This window comes from Streptomyces sp. NPDC127106, assembly GCF_042677605.1.
In the GTDB taxonomy this organism is placed as follows: domain Bacteria; phylum Actinomycetota; class Actinomycetes; order Streptomycetales; family Streptomycetaceae; genus Streptomyces.
In genome coordinates, this window is sequence record NZ_JBHXTC010000015.1 from 111,383 (window position 1) to 135,173 (window position 23,791).

Below are 23,791 nucleotides of genomic sequence, written 5' to 3' on the forward strand. Positions count from 1 at the left end.
TCGGGCCTTTCGGTGAACGAAGCGAAACTAGCGCCAAGTTACTGAAGGGTCAACGCTGAGTCGCTGATCCGGACGCCATGGCGCCGAACCGGCCACGAGAGCTGGAGGTCGCCGGGAGAAAACCATGCGACCGCGCCCCGCGAATTGAACGGCGCAATGACGTCGTTCCCGAGCGGCGCGGACGATCGAAAGTACTGGTCAGTAGCGTCAGAGGTCGCCGGGCCCGCTCCGGCGCGACCCACGGATGTCCGAAGACCGCCGCTGCTCCGCCGCGGGGCGGACTCCGAGGTGGCCGGAAGCTGGAAGCCGGACGCGGTGGCGGGCGGCGACGGCGGGTCCGCCCGGACCTGATGTTCGCTAGTGCATCGTGAAGTGACGTAGATGTGTGCGTCGTTCGAAGAGTGTGATCGTTTCGAGGTGCTGACGAGGAGATCTCCTTGAGAAACCTTGTCGAACACGGCTGACGGCCCGGGCGGCCTTGAATCGCCTCTGCGAATCGGTCAGGGTTTCGAACCAGCCCCAGAAGATCCTTCGGCTCCAACGGGGTTGCACGACAACGCTTTGACGCCCCACACGTCAACACAAGGAGAACCCTCCTCATGTCAACTCACGGGCAGGCCCGCGCGCGTTCACGCGGCCTCCGCATCCTGGCAGTGACCACGGGAGTCGCCACCACGGCCGGCCTCTGCATGCTGTTATCACCCTTCGCCGGCGCAACCGCGCCCGCCGAGGGCACGGTGTACGGGCTCGGCGCCCCCGGAGCGCTCCCCGGCAGCTACATCGTCATTCTCGACCGGAACGCCGACAAACAGGCCCTCGCCAAGAAGTACGGCGGCGAACTCAAGCGCACGTACACGTCCGCGGTCAACGGCTTCTCCGCGGCCGGGCTCTCGGAGACCGGAGCCAAGCGCCTAGCGGCCGACCCGGCGGTGGCCAAGGTCGTCCAGAACAAGAAGTTCTCCATCAACGCCACCCAGGACGACCCTCCGTCCTGGGGCCTCGACCGCATCGACCAGACGGAGACGGCCGGGGACAAGAAGTTCACCTACCCCGACGCGGGCGGGGAGGGCGTCACGGCGTACGTCATCGACACCGGCGTCCGGATCACCCACAAGGACTTCGGCGGCCGGGCCGAGCACGGCTTCGACGCCGTGGACAACGACCAGAGCGCCGACGACGGCAACGGGCACGGCACGCACGTCGCCGGGACCATAGCCGGCCGGTCGCACGGGGTGGCGAAGGCCGCGAAGATCGTCGCCGTCCGCGTCCTCGACGACAACGGGTCGGGCAGCACCGAGCAGGTCGTGGCGGGGATCGACTGGGTGACGCAGCACCACAGCGGCCCCTCCGTGGCGAACATGAGCCTCGGCGGCGGTGCCGACGAGGCGCTCGACGAGGCGGTGCGCCGTGCGATAGCGGCGGGCGTCACCTTCGGGGTCGCCGCGGGCAACGAGTCGAGCGACGCCGGACAGGGCTCGCCCTCCCGCGTCCGGGAGGCGATCACCGTCGCCTCCAGCACCGCCGCCGACGCCCAGTCGTCCTTCTCCAACTTCGGCTCCGTCGTGGACCTCTACGCACCCGGGTCGGACATCACCTCCACCTGGAACGACAGCGACACGGGCACGAAGACGATCTCCGGTACGTCCATGGCGACCCCGCACGTCGTGGGGGCGGCCGCGCTGTACCTGGCCGGTCACAAGGGCGCCACCCCCGCACAGGTCGCGGAGGCCCTGACCGCGGCCGCCACCCCGGGGAAGATCACCAACCCGAGCAGTGGTACGCCGAACAAGTTGCTGAAGGTATCCGACCGGTAGCCGGATCAACCCCCGTGGCCTGATCCGCCCGCACGAGCACCGAGGCCGCCGCACCCGAGGGGGGATGCGGCGGCCTCGGCCGGCGCGGGCGGCCGGTGACGGTGGTTCAGGAGCCGGTGGCGCGGGCGGAGCCGGTGCTCGTGCCGTTGGGGTTGCCCAGGAAGCAGGTGATCGAGCGGTCGCCGAGGGTCCAGCTGCTGGCCTGCGGGTAGTAGAAGAACACCTCCAGCGTCTTCGGGAGCTTCGCGGCGTTGCCCACGTAGTCGGTCAGTGCCTTTCCGCCGCACTTCTCCTCGGCGGTCGCGGCGACCTTGTCCGTGCCGGGGAACGGGCCGTCGTCCAGGTCGAAGACGGCGTACGCCTCACCTTCGTGGTGCTGGTCGCAGGGCACGGTCCGCACCGAGAAGCGGGCCTGGGTGCCCTCCTTCTCCTGGGTCTTCGCCAGATCGTCATCGGTGTTGAAGCAGTCCCCCTTGCGGATGTCCTCCACCTCGCTGGAGCCCGGGGTGGTGACCTGGCCGCCGGTGTCGCGCCGCGGCGCAGGGCCGTCGTCCAGTGCTCCGGACAGCCCGAGAACCAGCATGACCGCGGTGAACGTCAGCGTCACGGCGTGGATGGCGATGGCCGCGATGGCCAGCCCCCTGCCCTTCTCGCCGTTCTTGCGGATCTGGGAAAGGGCGATGAAGCCGAGGATCAGCGGGACGAGCGGCACCGCGCAGACGAGCGACATCACGAACGCCACGACGGCGGGCACGTTGGTCTTCTGCGGCGGCGCGTACCAGCCCTGCGGACCGCCGTACGGCGCCGCCTGTCCGGGCAGTCCGGGATGTCCCGGCTGGCCGGGCTGCCCGTACGGCCCCGGCTGCGGATAGGGCGGTGGGGACGACGGTGGCTGCGGGGGTATCGACATGCGTGTGGTGCTCCTCGCGAGAGGGTGGGACGTGACCAGCAGCCGGGCGGTGACGCCGCCGGGTGGGGGACTGATGGGCGGATGATGTTCGGATCGGCCGCGCCCCAGTATGCCCCGGCCGCGCGCAGGGCCCGGCGCCCGGTCGCCCGGTGGGTACGGGTCGACGATGCGGCGGTCCGAAGCCTTCGACGCGTTGTTCGGGTTGCGCCACGGGTCGAGCCTAGACCGCGGGGCGGGCCGCCTCGCGGCTGATACGCCCTGCCTGCCCCGGGAGATGACCGCCTCGCCGTACGCTGCCTATATGCTTTAGGTAATCTCCTAAACATCATAGGCGTTGCTTGGGGAGGAGATGCGCATGGCGGGACGTGTCGGTCTCACGGCGGACCGGTTGGTGCGTGCCGGGGCGGAGCTGGCGGACGAGATCGGCTTCGAGCACGTGACGCTTTCCGAACTCGCCCGGAGGTTCGACGTCAAGGTGGCGAGCCTGTACTCGCACCTGCGCAACTCCCAGGACCTGAAGACCCGGATCGCACTGTCCTGCCTGGAAGAACTCGCCGACCGGGCCGCCGACGCCCTCGCCGGGAGGTCCGGCAAGGACGCCCTCGGTGCGTACGCGGACGTCTTCCGCGACTACGCCCGACAGCACCCCGGCCGCTACACCGCGACCCGGTTCCCACTGGACACCGAGACCGCTCTGGCGAGCGCCGGAGTACGCCACGCGCGGATGACGCGGGCCGTTCTGCGCGCCTATGGCCTGGCGGAACCGGAACAGACCCACGCCGTCCGCATGCTCGGCAGCGTCTTCCACGGCTACGTCAGCCTGGAGAGGGCCGGCGGCTTCAGTCACGGCCCACCCGACAGCCAGGAAAGCTGGGAGCGCATCATCGATGCCCTCGACGCCCTCCTGCGCGACTGGCCCACCCCATGAGCGCCCACCCGCAGTCCACCCCGCACCAAGCCGCAGGAGCCCGTGCCATGCACTCACATCCCTTAGATCCCTCAAAGTCCTCCGAACCCCTCATGCCGAACTGGGTCACCACCCCCCTCACCGACGCCCTGGTGCGCGGCGCCATCGAGCTGGAGCGCACCGCGCGCGGACTGCTGCCGCACCGGCTGCCCGCCCGGGCCCGGGCCCAGTGCACCGACGGACAGCTCGCCATGGCCGAGGCCCAGCCGTCCGGCGTACGCCTCGCCTTCCGCACCCGGGCCACCGCGGTCGAACTCGACACGGTGCCCACCAAGCGCGTCTACCTGGGTGCCCCGCCCATGCCGGACGGCGTGTACGACCTGCTGGTCGACGGCAGACTCACCGCACAGGGCAGCGCCGACGGCGGCAACACCCTCGTCATCGACATGACGGACTGGAGCACCGAGCACCGCCCCGGCCCGCCGGCCGCCGTCCGCTTCGCCGATCTGCCCGCCGGAGCGAAGGACGTCGAGATCTGGCTGCCGCACGACGAGACCACCGAACTCGTCGCGCTGCGCACCGACGCCCCAGTGGAGCCGTCGCCCCGCCGCGACCGTCCCGTCTGGCTGCACCACGGCAGCTCGATCAGCCACGGTTCCCAAGCGGCGAGCCCCAGCACCACCTGGCCCGCCCTCGCCGCCTCGCTCGGCGGCGCGGAGCTGCTAAATCTGGGGTTCGGTGGCGGCGCGCTCCTCGACCCGTTCACGGCCCGCACGATCCGTGACACCCCCGCCGACCTGATCAGCATCAAGATCGGGATCAACGTGGTCAATTTCGACCTGATGAGGCTGCGGGCCTTCGGCCCGGCCGTGCACGGCTTCCTCGACACGATCCGCGAAGGCCACCCGACGGCACGGCTGCTCGTCGTCTCGCCGATCCTGTGCCCCGTACACGAGGACACCCCGGGTCCCTGCGCGCCCGACCCGGATTCCCTCGCCACCGGGCAGCTGAAGTTCCGGGCGACGGGTGACCCCCGTGGGGTCGCTGACGGAAAACTGACCCTCGCCGTCGTCCGGGACGAGCTGGCCCGTATCGTCCGCGAGCGCTCCGCCGACGACCCGAACCTGCACCACCTCGACGGACGCGAACTGTACGGACCGTCGGACGAGGCCGCAGTGCCGCTTCCCGACAACCTGCACCCGGACGCCGCGACCCACCGCCTCATGGGTGAACGCTTCGCACGGCATGCCTTCAACCCCGGCGGCCCCTTCGCGTAACCCACCGGTCCGCAGCGCGGGAGCACGCCCCCGGGTACCGTCTAGACGGCCGTGGCGTGCGGAAGCCCCGCCAGTCGAAGCGGACCGGCGGGGCTTCGAGGGCGTCAGACCATGAGCAGGAGCCGCGTGTGCGGAACGAGCTTCCGGTTCACACTGGTGCTCTGCACGAAGATGGTGAAGTCGTCGTTGTGGTCCGGCTTGACGCGGACCTCCGAGTCCGGCAGGCCGAGCAGGGCGCGGGCCTCCGGCCCCGTGTACACCCGGTCCGTCTTCTTCTCCAGGACCGCGATCTGCTTCCGTGCCTGGACCTTCTCCGACTTGCTCAGCTGATAGAACGCACAACCGGTGCGGTAAGTGTGCCCGCATTCGGTGACCCAGTCCCGGATCGCCGTTTCGCGAGCCACGGGAATCAGCTCGTACTCCGACGGATTCACCGGGGTGAGACCGGCCGCCTGGATGGTGTCCTTGTTGACTGCCTCTGCCCCCGTGGAGAACACCGCCCGCGATCCCCGGATGCCCTTGGTGCGGCCCACCATGAATTTCTCGGTGGCCTGCTGGATGACCTGCCCGGCCTCCTCCAGACCCTGCGTGCTCGTGGCGTCCCAGATGGCTATGTTGTCCTTCGGGAAACCGCACTGCATGGCCTCGCGCTTGCCCATCTGGTCCGGCACGAGGACGGCCAGCGTCCAGTTGTCCCCCTGCGTCTCGATCATCGTGGCCACGGACTGCACCAGTTCCCGCTGGTTCCTGGCAGGGGCGTCCGGGGAGCGATGGCTTGCGTTCTCCTGCCCGTCGGTCAGCACGAACGTCAGGAAGCTGTGGTCGCCGTACAGTTGGGCCGTCTGGGCGAGCTCCCGCTGCGACTTGAGCGTGGCCGCCAACAGAGCCGTCATTCCACCGACCCGGTACAGCTCCTTCAAGGACGGCATGCGCAGCACGTCCTTGTCGTAGATGACGCATTCCACCTTGTCCGCGAACACGTACACCGTGACGCGGGTTTCCTGGTCCAGTTCCTGCGACCGGCGGGCCAGATAGGCAATTTGCTGGTCCGCTACTTCGACGACCTTGCCGCTCAGCTGTGACATGGACGAACTGGCGTCCAACACAAGAGCAACGTGATTGATGTAGTTCTGGTTCCCGGACATGAACGCTCCCCCTTTTCCGACTTGATGCTCCGATCCTGCCACCCACCACTGACAATCGGTCGCCGAGCAGGGGCAGCGCCGGTGGTCACCGCATCCGCTCGGTAGCAGGGGTCCGTCGACACGCAGTGGTGGGGCGATCTCCTTGAGGCGCACTGCGACGCCGGGTTCACCACGCGGCTGGCGGCACTGGGGGACCGATTGGGGCATCCGGTGCAGCAGGTCCGCGCCCGTGTCTGAACCGGCCCACCGGGCCGGTCACCTGCCGTGCAGGAAGAAGCGGGCCGGGACGAAGAGCTCGTGGCCGGTCAGGAAGCGGACGCGCACCCCGGACTCCGTCCACGTGGTGGTGTCGATGCCCTTCGAGCCCAGAGCGGTGTCCACGTCCACCCAGTGTCCGTAGGAGAGGCCGGAACCCCTGCCGATCACCATCCGGTAGGAGTCCCGACCGGACAGGCTGTGGCGGTGCACCAGTCCCAGGAAGTGCGGCGACCCGTCGTCGTAGGCCAGGGACGAGGGAGCGCTGCTGCGGTACGTCACCTCCGTCCGCGGCCACCACAGAACGGTCATGAGCGCGGCGGTCAGCAGCGCCCCCGCCACCCCGCCCAGCAGGAGCCTGCCGATTCCGGCTGTCCGGCGGGGGCGTTCGGTCCGGCCGGGTCGGTCAGGGGTTGACGTCTGAGCGGTTGACGTCTCGATGATGCCCTCCAGGGTCGGCGTTGCTCCGCGCCGTCGGCCGGAGATGACTCTGCTGCGCAGGACGCGGAACCGGGCCGATCGGTTGTCATCCGTGCTGCACCGGTCGGGCAGGGCTCGTCCGCACGACCCGTTGGTTCACGGGGTCAGGACGATCTTGCCGGTGACCGTGCCGGACTCGGCCAGGCGCAGCGCGTCGGCGGCGCGGGTGAGGGGGAGCTGAGCGGCGATGCGGGGGGTGACTTCGCCGCGGCCGGCGGCGGCGAAGACCTCCGTCAGGTCGGCTCGCAGGCGGGCGCGGAAGGCGGCCTTGCTCAGGGCGCGGCCGGCCCAGATGTTGTAGAAGGAGGCCCGGCGGCCGTTGGGCAGGGTGTTCCACAGCAGCGTGCGGGCGAGGATCTTCAGTACGGGCAGCTGCTTGGAGCCCGTGTCGTCACGGGTGGAGGCGCTGCCGTAGGCGACCAAGGCGCCGCCTGCGCCCAACAGGTTCCAGGAGTCGGTCACGCTGCGGCCGCCGAGGTGGTCGAAGACCGCGTCCAGACCGCCCGGCGCGAGCTGACGGACCCGTTCCGCGACGTTTCCGGCGCGGTAGTCGACCGGGAGGACACCCAGCTCCCGCAGGGCTTCGTGGTGCCGGGCCGAGGCCGTGCCGATCACCGTCGCGCCCGCCGCCCGGGCCAGCTGGGCCAGGACCGAACCCACTCCGCCGCTCGCACCGTGCACCAGGACGGTCTGCCCGGCGCGCACCCGGGCGGTCCGGTGGAGCATCTGCCAGGCGGTGATGCCGTTGACGACCAGCGTCTCCGCCTCGACCGCGGTGAGGTGGTCCGGCACGGGTACGACGTCCTCGGCGTCGACCAGGACGTGGCTGGCCCAACCGCCGACCTTCACCAGTGCGGCGACCCGCCGCCCGACCAGGCCCGGGTCGACTCCCGCCCCGGCCGTCACGACCCTGCCCACCAGGTCGTACCCGGGCACGAACGGGAACGGCGGCTGGTCGTAGTACCGCCCGCGGCGCATCTGCTGCTCGGCGAACGAGACCCCGGTCGCCTCCATGGCGACCACGACCAGCCCCGGGCCCGCCTCGGGCACCGCCCCCCGCCGGACCTCCAGGTCCTCCGGCGCCACGATGCCCGGCAGCACGACCTCGACGAGACCTTCGTCATCCATGACCGAACCCTTTCGGTGGAGGTGATTGCGTTCGTTAGAAGTTATAACGCCAGCGGTTGATGAGAGTCAAGAAGGAAAGTGATAGCCTCTAACTGTCGTTGGATGCACAGCTGAGAGGCAGGGCCGTGGCCGAGCCGGACGCGAAGACCCCGCGCGAGCGATATCGCGCCCAGGTGAGGGACGAGATCAAGGGGCACGCCTGGGCCCAGATCGGCGCGGCCGGCGCCTCCGCCCTCTCCCTCAACGCCATCGCGAAGCAGATGGGCATGAGCGGGCCCGCCCTCTACCGGTACTTCGCCAACCGCGACGAGCTCATCACCGCCCTCGTCAAGGACGCCTACCGCAGCCTCGCCGACCTCTTCCGCAGCCGCGCCGAAGCCGGCGCCGCCGACCTCCGCGGCCTCGCCGACGCGCTGCGCCAATGGGCCCTCGAAGACCCACAGCGGTACTTCCTGGTCTACGGCACCCCCGTTCCCGGCTACCGGGCGCCCGAGGACACCTCCCGCATCGCCTCCGAGATCATGGCCGTCCTGCTGGACGCCTGCGACGCCGAGGGACCCCTGCCCGCAGCCGCCGAGCCCCTCGACACCGACCTCGCCGAACATCGCGCCCGGGCAGGTGAACACCCCGCCCCGGCGCCCGCGCTCCGCCGGGCCCTCACCTTCTGGAGCCGCCTGCACGGCGTGCTGTCCCTGGAACTCGCGGGCCACTTCACCGGGATGGGATTCGACCCCGCCCTGCTCTACACCGCCGAGACGCAGACCCTCCGTGTTGGGCGCGCCTGACCGTGAAGCACGTCGGCGGGGCGCATGGTGGCGGTCATGGGCATGGACGTGGACGCGGTGGTCGCGGAGTTGTACGGGCTGCGGCCGGGCGAGTTCATCGCTGCTCGTGACGCGTACGCCGCCCGGGCGCGCCGGGAGAAGGACACCGCGGCCGCGCGCCGCATCGCCGCACTGCGCAAGCCGACCCTCGCCGTGTGGACGGTGAACGTCCTTGCTCGGGCCCGCCCGGAAGAAGCCGAGGCCCTGCTCGATCTGGGCGGCGAGCTGCGGCGCGCACACCGCGAACTCGACGGCGCCCAACTGCGTACGCTCTCCCGCCGGCAGCACCAAGTGATCGCCGGCCTCGCCCGGGATGCGGCGACCCTGGCGGCCGCCGCGGGAGAACGCGTCAGCGATTCCGTCCAGAGGGAGGTCGAGCAGATCCTCCACGGCCTCCTCGCCGACCCGGACGCCGGCAGCGACTGGATCGCCGGGCACCTGAACGCAGCGCCCGAACCCGCCGGCGGGTTCGCCGGCCTGGAACCCGCTCCTGGCGCCCGCCTGGCGCAGGAGGCACCGGCTCCTGCTGCCCGCCCGCGGACCGAGGAACCGCCCGGGCCGGGACAGCAGACGCCGGATGACGGCCGTGCCCCCGCCCGGCAGGCCCGCCGCCGGGCCGCGGAGCGCGAGGCCGAAGTGGCCCGTACCGCCGAAGCACAGGCCGCGACCGAACTCGCCGAGGCCGAGGCCGAACTCGGCGCAGCTCGGGCGAACGCGGCGGACCTCCGCGCACGGCTCGCCGACCTCCGTGAACGCTCGACGGCAGCCGACGAAGAGGCCGCCGCGGCCGCCGGACGACACCAGGAGGCGGAGAAGGCGGCGCGGCGGGCCCGCAAAGACGTCGAGGCGGCCTTGCGGCGCTTGGCGGACTCGGCATGACGGCGTACGCGCCCGAGCAGACCGCCGGGATGACCGACGTCGACCGCCAAGCCCAAGCCCGAGCCCGAGCACGAGCACGTGCACGAGCGGGGCCCGTGCACGTGCTCAGCTGGGTCTTCCAGGACCGGCGCAGCGGCTGGTCGGGCCTCGACGGCCCTCAGGGGCCTGTCGGGCGGGCGTCGGGGGAGGGTTCCAGGATGCTGGTGTCGCCGTAGAGGGCCCGTACCCAGTTGTCGTGGTACACGGTGTCGAGGTAGCGCTCACCGAAGTCGGGCGCTATCGCGACCGCCGTGACGGCAGGGCCGTCGTGGCGGGCGAGCCAGCTCATGGCGCCGCTGACCACCGTCCCCGTCGAGCCTCCGAAGAGGAAGCCGCGGTGGGCGAGTGTCCGGCAGGTCCGGACGGTGTCGGCTTCCTCGACGTGGACGGCCTCGTCCACGAAGGACGTGTCCAGCAGGGGCGGGCGGACGCCCATCCCCAGGCCGGGGATCATGCGGCGTCCCGGAGGGCCGCCGAACGACACCGAGCCGACGCTGTCCACGGCGACGATGCGGACCGGCCGGTGCCAGTGCCTGAAGTAGCGGGCACAGCCCATCAGGGTGCCGGTGGTCCCGGCGCCGACGAAGAGGACGTCCAGCTCGGGGAACTCGTGGGCGATCGCCGGCGCCGTACTGCGGTAGTGCGCACGCCAGTTCGCCGGGTTGGTGTACTGGCTGAGCCAGACCCAGCGGCTGTCGGACGCGCACAGCGCCTGTACGTAGGCGATCCGCGCCGCGAGGTAGTTGTCGTAGGGCTTCGGGTTGTTGATGACGTGGACCTGGCTGCCCAGTGCCTCCATCATCAACCGGGTCGCCAGGTTGCAGCGGGAGTCCGTCACGCACAGGAACTGGTAGCCCTTGCTCGCCGCGATCACGCTGAGGGCGACGCCGAGGTTTCCGGAGGAGGATTCGACCAGCGCGGACTGCGGGGTCAGGACTCCGTCCCGCTCGGCGGCCTCCACCATGGCGGCAGCGGCCTTCAGCTTGATCGAGCCGGCGAAGTTGAACCCCTCGCACTTGAGGTAGAGCGGGCAGTCGAGAACGGGTTTGAGGTCGACGTAGAGGTCGTCCTCGTTGAAGGCGTACGGAGCGGAAATGACGGGCACGTCGGTCTCCTCATCCGTAGCGGGTGACTTCGTGGAAGAAGCCGTCGATGGTGTTCAGGTCCCCTGCGGAAGCGACCGCGTCGTAGACGTACTTGCCGACGGCCAGGTCCAGGATCCCGAGGCCGAAGGGCGAGAACACCACGGGCCGGTCCGACGGGATCCGGACCCGGCCGGATATGACGTCGTCCAACGTTCCGTGCAGGAACCGGTGGTTGCCGGTGAGCTGCTCGGTCAGCTGTGTGGAGGTGGCGGCGCGCAGGCAGTGGTCGACGTCGTCGACGATGTTGGTCGAGGCGAGCAGCACCTCGGGGGCGAGGTCCCTCAGGGAGATGTGCAGCACCACGGGACGGTGGCCGAACCAGGCCGGGTCGCCGACATGGGGTTCGGCGGCGACGGTGGCGAAGACCACCAGGTCGCTGACGCGGATCAACTCCTCCGGGTCGTCGTGCACGGCGATGAGGCCGGTGCTGCCCGACTGTTCCAGGTACGTACGGAAGGAGGCCGCATTGCGCGGGGAGGCGTCGTGCACGCCGATCGCTTCGAAGTTCCAGCCCGTGGCGGTCAGGAAGCCGTGGATGTAGCGGGCGATCAGGCCCGCTCCGAAGAACCCGACGCGGGTGGGTCGGGGGCGGCCGCGGGTGAGCCGGTCCGCGGCCAGGACCGCCGAGGCGGCCGTTCTGGTCGCGCTGATGATCGAGCCTTCGAGGCAGGCGAACGGGTAGCCCGTCACCGGGTCGTTGAGGATCAGCACGGCCGATGCCCGGGGCAGCCCGAACTCGGTGTTCTCGGGGAAGCTGGAGACCCACTTGAGCCCGTCGACCCGGTTCGCTCCGCCGAGGTCGGCGGGCAGCGCGATCATGCGCGAGGAGGGGCGGTCGGGGAAGCGGAGGAACAGCGAGGGCGGGTTCACACTGCGGCCCGCTCCGTGGAGGCGGTACGTCTCCTCCACGAGGTCCACGATGTGCTTCTCGTTCCCCTCCAGCGCCCGCCGGACCTGCTCGCCGGGGACCACTGCGAAGGGCGGCACCAGTCGTTCGGTGGTCATGGCAGGGTCACCTCGATCGTCGGTTCGCAGTCGGCGGTGCGTCGGGGGTCGGCCAGGGCGACCACCACGTGGCGCGGGCCCTGGAACGCCTCTCTGGCATGGGCGGTGCGCAGGTTGTCGACGAGCAGCAGGTCTCCGGCCTCCCACGGGCGGCGGACCGTGTGCGCCTCGTAGACGTCGTTGATCACCCGGACGGTGTCCTGGTCGAGCGGGTCACCGTTGCCGTAGTGGGTGTTGAAGGGCAGGCCTTCCGGTCCGTACTCGTCCACGAGGTACTCGCGGATGGCGGGGTCCAGCGTCCACTCGTTGAGGAACGCGATCTGGTTGAACCAGCAGCGGTGGCCGGTCTCCGGGTGCCGCAGCACGGCGCTGCGGCGCTGCCGGGTGCGCAGGGTGCCGTCCGGGAGCCATTCGTGGGCGATGGCGTGGGCCCGGCAGTACCGCTCGACGGCGTCCCGGTCCTCGGATCCGAACGCGTCCGCCAGGGAGGCGCCGATGTCGTTGCCGTAGGTGCGGGTGAGCAGCCAGCCCTCGCGCAGGAAGCGTTCGGTGAGCTCGGCCGGGAGCGCGTCGAGCACCGCTGCGGCATCGGCCACGGTGGTGGCCCCGCCGGTGGCGGGCGGGGTGATGCACGCGAAGAGCATCAGGGAGGGGAACTCCGTGGTGTAGCTGAGCTCGTGGTGCATGCACATGGGCTGGTTCGGCGGCCACGTCGTGGAGGAGTAGACCCCTTCGGAGTGGGTCTCGCGCGGAGCGAAGGTCTCCTTCTCGGTCAGCGGGACCGCGCCGAGCTGCCGCAGCGTGCGGCCCACGTCCGCCGGGTCTGCGATGCCGAGGCCGCGGACCAGGACGGCGCCGTGGTCGAGGAGGGCGGCACGCAGTTCGTCGCGCTGCTCGCCGACCCAGGTGGTGGTGTCGGCCGCGTCCGGGACGTGTAGCAGCGGAAGACCGTCCGTCGGCCCCTGTCCCGGCCCCGGCCGCGGTTGCGCCGTCTCCTGTCGGCCCGTGCCGGATATCGCGGCGGAGGGTGTGGAGGCGGCGGATGGTGCTGAGGTCATTCTGGGCTCCTGTCGGTCTGGTGGGCGGACGGGGCCGTCTGGGGGGACGGGGTCGTGGGGGCGGTTCCGGTTCCCGGTTCGGGCCCGGACGGGGTGCGCGCGGAGCGTTCCTCGACCAGCCGCGCGAGGTCGGCGAGGACCGGGTGGCCGACCAGGTCCTGGTGGGTGATCGTGCGGTCGAGGGCGACCGCGACCCTGAGGGCCGTCAGTGAGGTGCCGCCCAGGTCGAAGAACCGGTCCTGCCGGTCGATCCGTTCCTCGGGAAGGTCCAGGGCCGCGGCCCAGGCCGCTGCGACGCGGCGTTCGGCAGGTGTCTCGGGCGGGTGCCGGCGGTCTTCGGCCGCGTCCGCCCGTGCGGGACGGTCGGTCGGTGTGCCGGGCGCCGTCGTCACGGTCAGGGCGGTCAGGGCCTTGGTGTCGGTCTTTCCGTTGGCGGTCAGGGGCAGCGCCGTGATCCGGTGGAAGACGGACGGGATCATGTACGCGGGCAGCATGCCGCTCAGCGCCTCGCGCAGCAGGGACGTCTCCAGCGGCGCGGCGGCCGTGTAGAAGGCGGCGAGGTGGCGGCCGCCGCCGGCGGCTCCGGCCGCGATCACGGCGGCGTCCCGGATGCCCGGCACGCGCAGCAGGGCGTTGTCGATCTCCGCGATCTCGATGCGGAAGCCGCGGATCTTGACCTGGGTGTCCCGTCGGCCGAGGTACTCGACCGTTCCGTCCGGCAGCCAGCGGCCGTAGTCGCCGCTGCGGTACAGGCGGCTGCCCGGGTGGTGCGGGTCCGGCCCGAAGGCGAGCCGGGTCCGTTCGGGGTCGTTGACGTACCCGCGGCCCACGCAGATCCCGGACAGCACGATCTCGCCGGGTGCGCCGAGCGGGACGGGGTTGAGGTGGGAGTCGACCACGTACAGGCGGACGTTGTTCACGGGGCGGCCGAGGGGGATGCGTGCGGCGTCGGGCACCCGGTCCATGATCTGGTGGTTGGTGTCGTCCGAGGTTTCGGTGAGGCCGTACGCGTTGACGAGCCTGATCCCGGGCTGGGCCGCGAACCAGCGTTCGACGAGCTGCTTCTTGACCGCCTCGCCCGTGACCGACACGCAGCGCAGGTCCGGAAGGGCGCGAGGGGTCCCTTCCAGGAGGTGCAGCAGCGTTTCGAGGTACGAGGGCACCACCTGCAGGACGCTGACCCTGCCGTCGCCGACGGTGTCGAGGAAGCGCCCGGGGTCGAGTACGTCCTCCTGGCCGACGATCAGGGTCCGGGCTCCGGTGAGGAGCGGGGACAGCAGCTGCCACAAGGAGATGTCGAAGCACTGGGGCGCGGTCTGCGCGACGGTGTCCGCCTCGCCGATGCCCAGGTCGTCGATCTTGGCGTAGAGGTGGTTGAGGAGTCCGGCGTGCTCGCACATCGCCCCCTTGGGCTCGCCGGTGGAGCCGGACGTGAAGAAGACGTAGGCGAGCGACTGCGGCGGGACGCGGACGCCGGGGTTGTGCGCCGGACGGGCGTCGTACGGGCCGTGCGGACCCTGTTGCGGCGGGGGGAGGGTGAAGACCCGCATCTCGGGCAGGGCGTCCAGGGCCTGGTTGAGGCCGGCGGCGCTGCCGGCCTCGGCCAGGGCGAAGCGGCAGGCGGCGCGGGTGAGCATGGTGGCGATGCGGTCGGCCGGGAAGTGCGGTTCGACCGGCAGGTACGCGCCCCCGGCCTTGAGGACGGCGAGTACGGCGGCGAGCCAGCCCGGGTTGCGCTCGCTCACGACGGCGACGACGTCCTCGCGCCGCAGCCCGTGCGCCAGGAGGGCGTGGGCGAGCCGGTTGGCGTGGGCGTTGAGCTCGGCGTAGGTCCACCGCAGGTCACCGTGGACGACGGCGATCCGGTCGGGGTGGGCGTCCGCCTGCTGTTCGAAGACCTCGTGGGCGCGGTGGTTCGGGAGTTCGCGGGCCGGTCCGGCGAGTTCTTCGAGCTGGTGGTGGAGTTCGGCGGCGCCGAGCAGGCTCTGGTGGCCGGGGGTGGCGTCCGGGTCGGCGGCGATCAGCCGCAGCGCGGCGAGGTGGTAGCCGGCGATCCTGGCGGCGCAGTCGGCGTCGATCAGATCGGTGCGGTAGTGCAGTTCCAGCAGGTGCTGCTGGTCGCGGCCGGCCAGCGCCACGTGGAGCGGGGTGCCGGGGGCGGGGCGGGCGTTGCCGTACGGGTCGAACACGATCTCGGGCGGGGGTTCGGGCGGCCGGGGTGCGGACTCGGGTCCGGGCGGGGCCGGGGTGCCGGAGGCAGGGGGTGCGCTCGCCGCCCCGTGCGTGTCCTGCACGAGCTCCCGCCACGAGCCGGGGGCGCCGGTCGTCAGGCGGCAGTGCCGCGGGGTGCCGTCGGCTTCGGCGACGTGGCCGCCGGTGATCCCGTCCTCGCCGGAGAGGGCGCTGAGGACCTTGAAGTGGGCGGCCAGCACCACCGTCGTGAGCTGCGTTCCGAGCTCGCCGGCGAGCCGGTCCAGTGCCGCGACGAGCGGTTCGGGGATCGTGGTGCGGTGGTCGGCTGTTCCTGGTACGGGGGTCCGGGTCCAGCGCGGGAGGACGGTACCCGTGGAGGGGGTGTCGGCGTGGGCTGCGGTGTGCGTGGTGGCGGTCATCACTTTCACCTCCGTGGGTCCGTGTCGGGCAGGCTCAGGTTGCGGGCCGGGTTTCCGCCCCAGACCTCTCCCTGCGGGACGCTCTCGCCCTTCATGAGGAAGGAGTCGGGCGCGAGCACGACGCCGTCTGCGACCGTCACCCCGTAGTGCATGAAGGCGTTGATCCCGAGCGTGCAGCGGGCGCCGATCACGCTGACGTCCGATTTGAAGGCCCCGTCCTCCTGCGAGTGGCACTGGACGACGCATCCCGCGTTCAAGGTGCACTCGTCGCCGATGGTGACCATGGGCCGTTCGGGTAGGGCGCAGCCGTCGTCGAAGACCCGGCGGCCGATGCGGACGCCGAGCAGTCGCCACAGCAGCGGCTTGAACGGGGTGCCGTTGAACATGCGCACGAACGTCTCCGAGGGGACCTTCCAGTAGCGCTCCCGCTGCCAGAACCGCCGGTCGTAGATCGAGCAGAACAGCGGGCCGGGCCGGTTCCGGGCCGCGACCAGGCGTTCCATGAGGACGAGGTAGGCGACGCTGAACAGCAGGGCGGCGAAGTTGGCCAGGATGACCGCCACCCCGCCGAGCACGTCGTAGGCCTCGGCAGCGACCGCGAAGATCAGCGTGACCACGAAGAACTGGAACCAGCGCACCGCCAGGTAGTGGCTCATCGTGGCCACGTTGTGCCGGTTCTTGGCGGGCAGGAGCCGGTGTGCCGCCTCGGCGGCCTCCGGGCCGGCGAGGTCCCCGTCCCTGCGCACCGACCGGGGGATCTCGAAGCTGGGCGAGCCCAGCAGCCCGACTCCCTCCCGGATCTCCCCGTCGACCGGCACCATGACCTTGGTCGCGAGCAGGCAGTTGTCGCCGGTCCTGCCCCGGGAGGGGTAGTGGATCCGGTTCCCGAGGAAGTTGCGCGCGCCGATCGAAACCCGGGACACCCGGAAGGACGAGCTCGAGAAGTCGGCGTTGTTGATCGACAATCCGTCGGCGATCATCGTGCCGCGCCCCACGGTCGCCAGGTGCGGGGTTTCGTGCCGCACCTCGGTGCCGAAGTTCGAGCCGGTCTGTTCGACGGGGGAGAGGTCGTAGCCGATGCCCCCCAGGTAGTGGACGATCGCCGAGCTGTCGCCGAACAGCCGCGTCAGGAAGCGCCGGTTGCTCAGCAGTGTGATCACCCGGTACACGCCGTAGTGGACTCCGTACAGGGGGTAGACCCGGTCCGGGGTGAGGGCCCGGCTGAGCAGGCGCGGCACGGTGGCGACCATGAGGAGGGCGAGGGCCACGCCGCCGAAGAACAGCAGCGCGGACGCCACCAGGGACTCGATGTAGAACTGCCAGGTCGCCAGGGCCGTCGGGCCCGTCGCCAGGGCGAAGGTGAACTGGGGGAGGTTGTCCAGGATGATCCACGCGCCGCCGACGGTGGCCGGGAGGTAGACCAGCAGGGCGGTCAGGATCTGCAGGAGGCCGTGCAGGGCCCTTCGTACGGTGCCGCACCGGGCCGGAGCCACCGCCAGGAAATCGGTGTCGGTGGGGACGGCGGGCGATCCGTGCCAGCGCTCACCCGGCGGCACCGCCTGCCCGGTGTGGAGTGAGGAGGCGTGGCCCAGCTGGGCGCGGTCCCCGAGCGACGTCCCGATGTCGAGGACGGATGCCTCGCCGACCACCGCGTCCCGGCCCAGGGCGACCGGGCCGGTCTCGATCAGGCCGTCGTGGGCCCGGTAGCAGCTGAAGTGCACGTCCTTGCGGATCACGGAGCCGCTGCCGATGGTGAGCAGGTCCGTACACACGGGCACGATCCGGGAGAAGACGGTGACTCCGGGGCCGATCCGTGCGCCGAGGGCTCTGAGGTAGAGGACGTACAGCGGCGAGCCGACGAAGAGGACCAGGGGGTTGGCCCGGACGAGTGTCCGGACGATCCAGAAGCGGAAGTAGGCCAGGCTCCACAGGCGGAGCCGGACGGGCTTCCATCTGCCGACGAGGGTCCACTTCACGAGGACCGGGAAGGCGCAGAGGAAGAAGAAGACCACGGCACCGGCCACGATCGCGCGCAGGTACTCCGAGACCACGTTCTCACCGGCGGCGACCCAAAGGTAGCCACGGGCCGCTGCGTAGGTCAGAAGGCTGGAGTAGGCGAGGAACACCATGAGCTGGAGCACGCCGCAGAGGTGGAAGCGGGGCTTCCCGCGTGCGGTCGGGGGCGGGGCCTCGAACGAGCCGTGCGCGGTGGCGGGCGTGTCGGGTGCGGCGGTTGCGGCAGCTGCGTCGGATGCGGCCGAGAAGGCGTCGGATATTGCGGGTGCGGCCGGTGCGGCCGGTGCGACCGCCGTCGCGAGGCTGCTGACCGTGGGGTTGCGGTAGACGTCCTTCATGGACACGGACGGCAGTTCGGGATGCTTCCTGACCAGGGCGCAGAAGTGGGCCATGACCAGGGAATCGGCCCCCAGGTCAGCGAAGAAGTCGGCATCCACGGACACGGGGTGCACGTGGGTGACGTCGGCGAGCAACCGGGCGAAGGACTCTTCCACGTCCGTGGAGGGACTGGTCGGCTGCCCGCCCGCTTCGGCTGAGAGCTCCTCCGCCGGAGGGGGTACTTCGCTGACCTGCTTTCCCGTCATATCTCGCTCCCTGAAGATCGTCTCACAACCCATGTTCGAAGCAAAACGGAAAAATAGCCACCTAAACCCAGAAAACGTCATTCTTTGTGCCAAAACACATGCTTCGGCACGATCCGTGGTCGTGCCCACACCTTGCGGAGCCTTGGTGGTGCTCGGCAACCGCCGCGCGAGCACGCCGTGGACTCGCGTCGGGGCCGCGCCACCAGGGCATATGCCGCGCTCCGCCCCGGGTTTGGCGGTGAAGTCGTCTCACGGTGCGCAGCCCGCCGGGGAGGGGTAAACGGTCCGCTCACGCCCGCGGTTCCGCCCCCGACGGGGCCGTTCAACGCGGGCGTTCCGTAACCGAGTTCGGCGATCGCCTGGTCGAGTCCGGGTCGGTCGCCGTGCGGGTGCCCGGGCTCCCGGAAGGGCTCTGCCCGATCGGCGCGCGGCGATCGCCCATCCGAGTGAGCGCATCCCTATGCCGGGCGCGACCCGGTGCCGTGACCACGCGCTGTTCGCTGGTTGCCGACCGTGCAGCTCCCGGGTCGAGTCCCGGGCGCCTCGGTCGGATGCCCCTCTCGGCGCCGACCCGCGCGCGCCCCGCGCTGGGGGGTGGCGCGCACGTCGGGGTGAAGGGCGCACGCGTTCCGCGGCCCCGGTGCGCGAGAGGCGGCGGCCGTCGCGTCCCCGGTGGCGACGCGACCCTGCCGACTGGGCCGGGCCAGAACGGGAGATCGGGTCACATCGGGCCGGACGGGATGGGTTTGACGGCTCCGCCAGGTCCCGCACCCGGGATTCCGGCCCCAAGGGTCGAGCAAAAGGGAGCAGACGGCGGCAGACGGGTCAGGTCCGCGCCCGTGGCTCGTGCGCCCGAGGGCGCTCCTCCCACGCGGTCGCCGGCGTCACACGGCTGTGCCGCCGTGACGCCGGCTCCGGGGCGCCGGGTTCAGAGGCCGGCGACCTTGGCGCTCGCCGACAACTCGTAGACCAGGGTGACGGAACGGCGGCCGCCGGGCGGGAGGGCGATGTCCCAGCGGGCGATGCCTTCGGCGTCGACCGCGTCGGGCGGCGCGGGCGAGCAGGCCTCCTTGCGCACGCGCACCTCCACGGCCGAGACCTCGGAGACCGGGATCCGCTCCCGGACCGCGATCGTCCGTTCGCCGCGCTCCCCGGGGGCGGAGAACCGGGACAGGTGCACCCGGACCGTACGGGTGACCACCGTCCGCTGCGTGATGCCGGCGGTGTCGCGGGACTCCTCGGCCTGCCGGACCACACGGAGGTCGTCGCAGCTGCCGAAGGCGAGCTCGACGGGGGCACCGGGGGCGGTGAAGTCCAGCGTGCCGCGGCCGCTGGATCCGCTGCCGCGCACCAGGTCCACGGGCCCGGCGAGCAGCGCGTGCCCGGACAGGTTGCCGAACCGCACCAGTTGGGTGATCAGCGGGGACAGCTCGGGCGAGCAGGCGTACTCGCTGGTCGCGGCCGTGGTGAACGCGGACAGCGGCACCCGGTGGGCGCGGCCGTCGGCCGGCACGGAGACAGGGGCGGGGGCGCCCAGCACGCGCGTCTCGCCGCCGTCGTCCACCCCTGGCAGGCCGAGCACCGGGGACGGGCCGAGGTCCCCGATCTCCTCCTCGCGCAGCTCGACGTCGACCGTGCGGCGTTCCGCGGCGGTGCGGTCCTTGAGCGTCAGTCGGTCCTCGTCCAGCCGCGGCGGATCGCCGGCCAGCGCCGACCGGGCCGTCGACAACGTCAGGCGTACCTCCGACCAGTCCTCACCGGTGCGCTGCCAGACCACCGCGTCGCTCTCCAGCGTCAGGGTGTCGCCGTCGAGCACGGCCCGGTAGGCGGGCCGCCACAGCGCACACGCGGTGAGGTGGGTCAGGCGCAGTTCCACCGGCCCGGCGAGCGCGGTCTCCACGGTCAGCTCGATGTGGCCGACCAGTTCGGTGGGTTGCTGCTCGGCAAGGGCCATGGCCCGCTCGACCTCGCCGAGTTCGGCGTCGAGCGCGGTCAGCCGGGCCGCCGTGGCGCGGAGTCGCTCGGCGTGCGCGTCGCGCTCGGAGTCGACCCGGTCCAGTTCGCCGGCCCAACGGGGCGCATCGGGCTCCCCGGAGCCGGCCCCTTCGCCTATCTCCCTCAGGAGGTCGGTGGCGAGGCGGCCGAGCAGGTCGAGGCGGGTGTGCAGGCGGTCGCGGCGCTGCTGCAGGGCGAGCCGCTCCTCTTCGAGGGCGTGGACGCGCTGTTGCAGGGCGGAGTCGTCGTCGGCGGACGGCAGCGGCCCGCGGGGGGTCCAGGTGCGGACGATCCGTACGTCGAGGACGGTCGCGGGGTGACCGGCGGTCAGTTCGGCATGGAGGGTGCGGTCGACGGCCAGCGCACTGACCGGTCCGAGACGCAGTCGTTGGACCCCGGCCTCCAGGTCGAGCACGACGGTGCGCTCGATGTGGGCGCGGTCCTCCAGGCAGGTGACGGCGGTGACGGGGAGGGCGATCGGCTTCGGTGCCGTGGACATGGGTGTGTCAGCTCCTGCGGTTGCCGCCGACCAGGGCCTTGCCGGCCGGGATGCGGATCTCGTAGCGCCCGTCGAGGGCGGCGGTGCCGCCGGCGGGCAGGTCGACCCGCCAGACGCGGGTGCCCGGGGCGTGGCGTTCCTGCCCGGCGTCGGTCTCGGGCGCCGTCCAGTCGGCGCGCTCCTCGATCCGGACGTCCGGTTCGGAGGTGACCGGTACCCGCTCGCGGACCTCGACGGTGACCGGCCTCGGGAGCCGGTTGGCCAGCTCCACGTGGACGCGGTGGTCGAGCACGGTGGTGTTGTTGCGCAGGCCGGCGGTGGACTCGTGCAGGTTCGTGCGCCGGGTGACCCGGACGCCCTCGGCCGGCCCGAGCCCCACCCGGCAGACGCCTCCGGGGGCGAGCGTGGGCAGTGCGGCGGTCCGGAGGAAGTCGTCGCCGACGGTGACCTCCACGGGACCGGCCAACAGGGCCTGGTCGGTGGCGTTGGAGAGCACCAGCGTCGCGTACACGGTCTGCTCCACGGACGGTGCGCAGAGGTACTCGGTGCGCAGCCCGACCGGGACGTCGGCGATGGTGACGGTGTGCCAGGTGCCGTCCGACGGGACGTCGGCCCGCGCGGCGGCGTCGTAGCGGTGGTCGAAGGAGCCCGCCGACTCGCGGGGACGCACGGAGTGTCCGGGCAACGGCAGCCCGGCCACCGCTTCGGCGCGGCGGCGGTACCCGTCGGCCGCCGGGTCCGCGGGAGCGCCCGGGAACAGCCTGCCCCTGCGACCGCCGTGCTCGTCGGGGCCGCTGAGGACGAGGGCGGCGTAGTCGAGGTCGGCGTCGCTCGGCTGCGGGGGACCGGCAGGCGGTGCCGGTGCCGGCGCCGGAGAAGGGGCCGGCGCCGCAGCCGGCGCAGCCCGGCCGGGAGCCGCAGGCGCAGCGGGGGCCGGGACCATGCCGAACCCGCCACCGGCGCCCGGTCTGCCGCCCGGCTGCAACTGCCTCGACAGCGCGAAGCCCGGCTTCGCCTCGTCGACAGCCAGGAGTGCAACGGGCGGCGCGCCGTAGCCCTGCGGTGCGGGCGGGGGCGGCGGAGCCGGAGCGAGCGGCGGCGGAACGGGAGCGGAGCCGCCCGCCACCGCCACGGGCGCGGAGCCGGCCCCGACCACGGCAGGTGTGGCGGTCGTGGCCGGGCGGGGGCCGGCTGCCGCGTACCCGGCGAACAGGTCGGCGAGCCCGGCCGGCGGTTCGCGCCAGCCGGACGGGGCGGGCGCGGGCTGACGGCGCCCGATCCGGATCGAGCGGAGCCGCGGCAGGTCGGTGCGGCGCCGGAGGTCGGCGGTGGCCAGGGCGATGCGTACGCCGTTCCAGTCCTCGCCGGTGCGTTGAGCGACGGAGGCGCGGAGCACCAGGCGCCCGGTGTCGTCGCCCTGACGGTGGGTGAGACGGTAGGCCGGCACCCAGACGGCGCCCGGCACCCCGTACTCCAGCTCGAGCTCCAGCTCCAGCTCCAGCTCCTGATCCTCCGCCGCGCCGCCGGTGCCGTCGAGGCGCAGGACCGCGGAGACGGTGGTTTCCACGTGCGTCGACGGCGCATCCGTGGAGGCACGGGCGAGCCGGTCCGCGGCGACGGAGAGCTCGTGCTCGACGCGCAGCAGTGCCTCCTCCAGCTCGGCGAGGCGGGTGTGCAGTCCTGCCAGCCGCTCGTCGACGAAGTCGGTGAGCTCCAGCCACGCGTCGACCGGGGTACGGCGGTGCGGGTCCTCGCGCCTACGCGGCGGCGGCACCGGATGCAGCCCTCTGACCTCCTCGATCAGACCCAGCTGCCGGTCCCGGCGGCCCCGCGCGGCCGCGCACTCGTCACGCAGCCGTTCGACCTCGCGCCGCAACCCGTCGGGCGTGCCGGTGCCGAGCGGTTCGGCGTCGACCTCCACGCGGGCCTCGGTGACGCGCACGCCGGGGGAGCCCAGGACGCGCGCCCGCAGGGAACCCGGGTCGAGCGAGCGGGGCAGCCCCGTCACCCGCAGCCGGCCGTCCGGCGGCACGATCCCCCGGGCCAGCCGTCGGCAGAGGGCTCCCTGCGCGTACACCACGACGGAATCGAGGGTCGATCCCCACCTCTGGTCTGTCTCAGCCGCCGTCATGTGCCTTGCCGCCCCCCGTGCTTCGCGTCCGTGCTGAGCGAAGCTTACGCCCGAGCGGTTCGCGCGCCGCGTCGAGGTCGGGGCGAGGAACGGTCGTGCAGCGGGGACGCGTTCTCCGTACGCCGGAACCGGTTCCGCAAACAGGTGCGAAGGGCCGGCAGGCGCGACCGTTACACGTGCCTGAATCCGTTCGGCCCAAGAGCGGGTCGGGGGAGCGCGGCCGGACGTCCGTCGCCGGGACGCGCGGTTCGTAGATCCCCCACCGCCCCGCCCCGCACTGCTGCGGACACTGCGTCAACAGTGCTTGACCCGTGTCCGATACAAGGGAGTGTTACGGACATATCCGGATTGAGCAACACGGCCCGAATGAGCCGTGTTCGCGGGTCACAGGACGTCAGAGTGTGGCTGCCCGGCAGGACGCCGGGAACGTCTGGAGACCGTCCGGCTTCCATGAGGCCGGGCTGTAACGTCTGTTGAAGGAGTCATCTTCATGTCTGCTTCTCTCGCCGCCCGCCGCGCCCTCGTCGCGCTCCTGGCCGCCGGCACCCTGATCGGCGCGGCCGCTCTGCCGGCCGCCGCCGACGACTACCGGCGCGACCACCGCAGCGCCCGCTCCTCGCTCGCCATCGGCGAAGTCCAGCACGACGGCCCGGGCCGCTACGACCGCTCCAGCCGCGCCCTGAACCGGGAATGGGTCGAGGTGAAGAACACCGGCCGCCACAGCGTCGACCTGCGGGGCTTCACCCTCACCGACCGCGACGGCAACCGCTACCGCTTCGCCGACTTCCGCCTGGACGGCCGTTCCAGCGTCAAGGTCCACACCGGCCAGGGGCGCGACAACCGCCACGACGTCTACTGGAACCGCCGCCACAAGGTGTGGGACGAGCGGGACACCGTCACCCTCCGCGACAACCGCGGCAACGTCATCGACACCGAATCCTGGGGTGGCCGCGGCTCCCAGCGCCGCGGCTGATCGGACGGGCACTCACACCCGCGGCGCCGGTGGACATCCGACCCCCGCGGTGGGGGGGTGTTGGGGAAAGGCCCCCGCCCCCCCCCCCCCCCCGCAACCCCGGGGGGGCGGGGCG

Annotated in this window: 17 protein-coding genes; 6 read left to right on the forward strand and 11 right to left on the reverse strand. The window is 71.8% G+C overall.

Going from position 1 to position 23,791, the window contains the following annotated elements; all coding sequences use genetic code 11:
- The first annotated feature begins 599 nt into the window (after positions 1 to 599).
- Positions 600 to 1,814, forward strand: coding sequence for a S8 family serine peptidase (locus ACFVGY_RS16050; RefSeq protein WP_385676947.1), 1,215 nt, complete (start codon positions 600 to 602; stop codon positions 1,812 to 1,814).
- A gap of 106 nt (positions 1,815 to 1,920) precedes the next feature.
- Here the strand turns inward: ACFVGY_RS16050 and ACFVGY_RS16055 are convergent, their stop codons facing one another.
- The gene (locus ACFVGY_RS16055) at positions 1,921 to 2,724 is read right to left on the reverse strand and encodes a DUF4190 domain-containing protein (RefSeq protein ID WP_385676950.1); all 804 of its coding nucleotides are present in this window, start codon (positions 2,722 to 2,724) and stop codon (positions 1,921 to 1,923) included.
- Between the two features lie 355 nt (positions 2,725 to 3,079).
- Here ACFVGY_RS16055 and ACFVGY_RS16060 point away from each other — a divergent pair, with 355 nt between their 5' ends.
- Together ACFVGY_RS16060 and ACFVGY_RS16065 are read left to right on the forward strand one after the other, a co-directional pair.
- The gene (locus tag ACFVGY_RS16060; RefSeq protein ID WP_385676953.1) at positions 3,080 to 3,652 is read left to right on the forward strand and encodes a TetR/AcrR family transcriptional regulator; all 573 of its coding nucleotides are present in this window, start codon (positions 3,080 to 3,082) and stop codon (positions 3,650 to 3,652) included.
- Positions 3,653 to 3,744: 92 nt separating this feature from the next.
- Complete coding sequence (locus ACFVGY_RS16065) at positions 3,745 to 4,908, forward strand: GDSL-type esterase/lipase family protein (RefSeq protein ID WP_385676956.1); 1,164 nt, start codon at positions 3,745 to 3,747, stop codon at positions 4,906 to 4,908.
- A gap of 104 nt (positions 4,909 to 5,012) precedes the next feature.
- Here the strand turns inward: ACFVGY_RS16065 and ACFVGY_RS16070 are convergent, their stop codons facing one another.
- The 3 genes from ACFVGY_RS16070 to ACFVGY_RS16080 form a co-directional block, all read right to left on the reverse strand.
- Positions 5,013 to 6,053 (reverse strand): vWA domain-containing protein, encoded by a 1,041-nt coding sequence (locus ACFVGY_RS16070; protein WP_385676959.1) that lies wholly within the window; start codon positions 6,051 to 6,053, stop codon positions 5,013 to 5,015.
- Between the two features lie 255 nt (positions 6,054 to 6,308).
- Positions 6,309 to 6,620 carry a hypothetical protein gene (locus ACFVGY_RS16075; RefSeq protein ID WP_385676962.1) on the reverse strand — a complete coding sequence of 104 codons (312 nt, stop codon included), beginning with the start codon at positions 6,618 to 6,620 and terminating at the stop codon, positions 6,309 to 6,311.
- 264 nt (positions 6,621 to 6,884) lie between these two features.
- A complete protein-coding gene (locus tag ACFVGY_RS16080) occupies positions 6,885 to 7,916 on the reverse strand; it encodes a medium chain dehydrogenase/reductase family protein (protein WP_385676965.1) in 1,032 nt (343 codons plus the stop codon).
- A 125-nt stretch (positions 7,917 to 8,041) separates the two neighbouring features.
- Between ACFVGY_RS16080 and ACFVGY_RS16085 the strand changes: the two genes are divergently transcribed.
- Together ACFVGY_RS16085 and ACFVGY_RS16090 are read left to right on the forward strand one after the other, a co-directional pair.
- Positions 8,042 to 8,701: a TetR/AcrR family transcriptional regulator gene (locus ACFVGY_RS16085; protein WP_385676968.1), complete on the forward strand. Its 660-nt coding sequence runs from the start codon at positions 8,042 to 8,044 to the stop codon at positions 8,699 to 8,701.
- 36 nt (positions 8,702 to 8,737) lie between these two features.
- Positions 8,738 to 9,619, forward strand: a complete 882-nt coding sequence (locus ACFVGY_RS16090) for a hypothetical protein (protein ID WP_385676971.1) — start codon at positions 8,738 to 8,740, stop codon at positions 9,617 to 9,619.
- A 157-nt stretch (positions 9,620 to 9,776) separates the two neighbouring features.
- Here the strand turns inward: ACFVGY_RS16090 and sbnA are convergent, their stop codons facing one another.
- The 7 genes from sbnA to ACFVGY_RS16125 form a co-directional block, all read right to left on the reverse strand.
- Complete coding sequence (sbnA, locus tag ACFVGY_RS16095) at positions 9,777 to 10,763, reverse strand: 2,3-diaminopropionate biosynthesis protein SbnA (protein WP_385676974.1); 987 nt, start codon at positions 10,761 to 10,763, stop codon at positions 9,777 to 9,779.
- Positions 10,764 to 10,773: 10 nt separating this feature from the next.
- Complete coding sequence (sbnB, locus tag ACFVGY_RS16100; protein ID WP_385676976.1) at positions 10,774 to 11,808, reverse strand: 2,3-diaminopropionate biosynthesis protein SbnB; 1,035 nt, start codon at positions 11,806 to 11,808, stop codon at positions 10,774 to 10,776.
- Entirely contained in the window at positions 11,805 to 12,866 is a 1,062-nt protein-coding gene (locus tag ACFVGY_RS16105) for a TauD/TfdA family dioxygenase (protein ID WP_385676979.1), read from the reverse strand. The genes sbnB and ACFVGY_RS16105 overlap by 4 nt, the downstream gene beginning before the upstream one ends.
- On the reverse strand, positions 12,863 to 15,478 hold the full coding sequence (locus ACFVGY_RS16110; RefSeq protein WP_385676982.1) for an amino acid adenylation domain-containing protein: 2,616 nt from the start codon (positions 15,476 to 15,478) through the stop codon (positions 12,863 to 12,865). Before ACFVGY_RS16110 ends, ACFVGY_RS16105 begins: the two co-directional genes overlap by 4 nt.
- A gap of 5 nt (positions 15,479 to 15,483) precedes the next feature.
- The gene (locus ACFVGY_RS16115) at positions 15,484 to 18,078 is read right to left on the reverse strand and encodes a Pls/PosA family non-ribosomal peptide synthetase (RefSeq protein ID WP_385676985.1); all 2,595 of its coding nucleotides are present in this window, start codon (positions 18,076 to 18,078) and stop codon (positions 15,484 to 15,486) included.
- A gap of 928 nt (positions 18,079 to 19,006) precedes the next feature.
- Positions 19,007 to 20,572, reverse strand: a complete 1,566-nt coding sequence (locus ACFVGY_RS16120) for a mucoidy inhibitor MuiA family protein (RefSeq protein ID WP_385676988.1) — start codon at positions 20,570 to 20,572, stop codon at positions 19,007 to 19,009.
- Positions 20,573 to 20,579: 7 nt separating this feature from the next.
- Positions 20,580 to 22,703: a DUF4139 domain-containing protein gene (locus ACFVGY_RS16125; RefSeq protein WP_385676991.1), complete on the reverse strand. Its 2,124-nt coding sequence runs from the start codon at positions 22,701 to 22,703 to the stop codon at positions 20,580 to 20,582.
- A 490-nt stretch (positions 22,704 to 23,193) separates the two neighbouring features.
- Here ACFVGY_RS16125 and ACFVGY_RS16130 point away from each other — a divergent pair, with 490 nt between their 5' ends.
- The gene (locus tag ACFVGY_RS16130) at positions 23,194 to 23,676 is read left to right on the forward strand and encodes a lamin tail domain-containing protein (protein ID WP_385676994.1); all 483 of its coding nucleotides are present in this window, start codon (positions 23,194 to 23,196) and stop codon (positions 23,674 to 23,676) included.
- Positions 23,677 to 23,791: the final 115 nt, after the last annotated feature.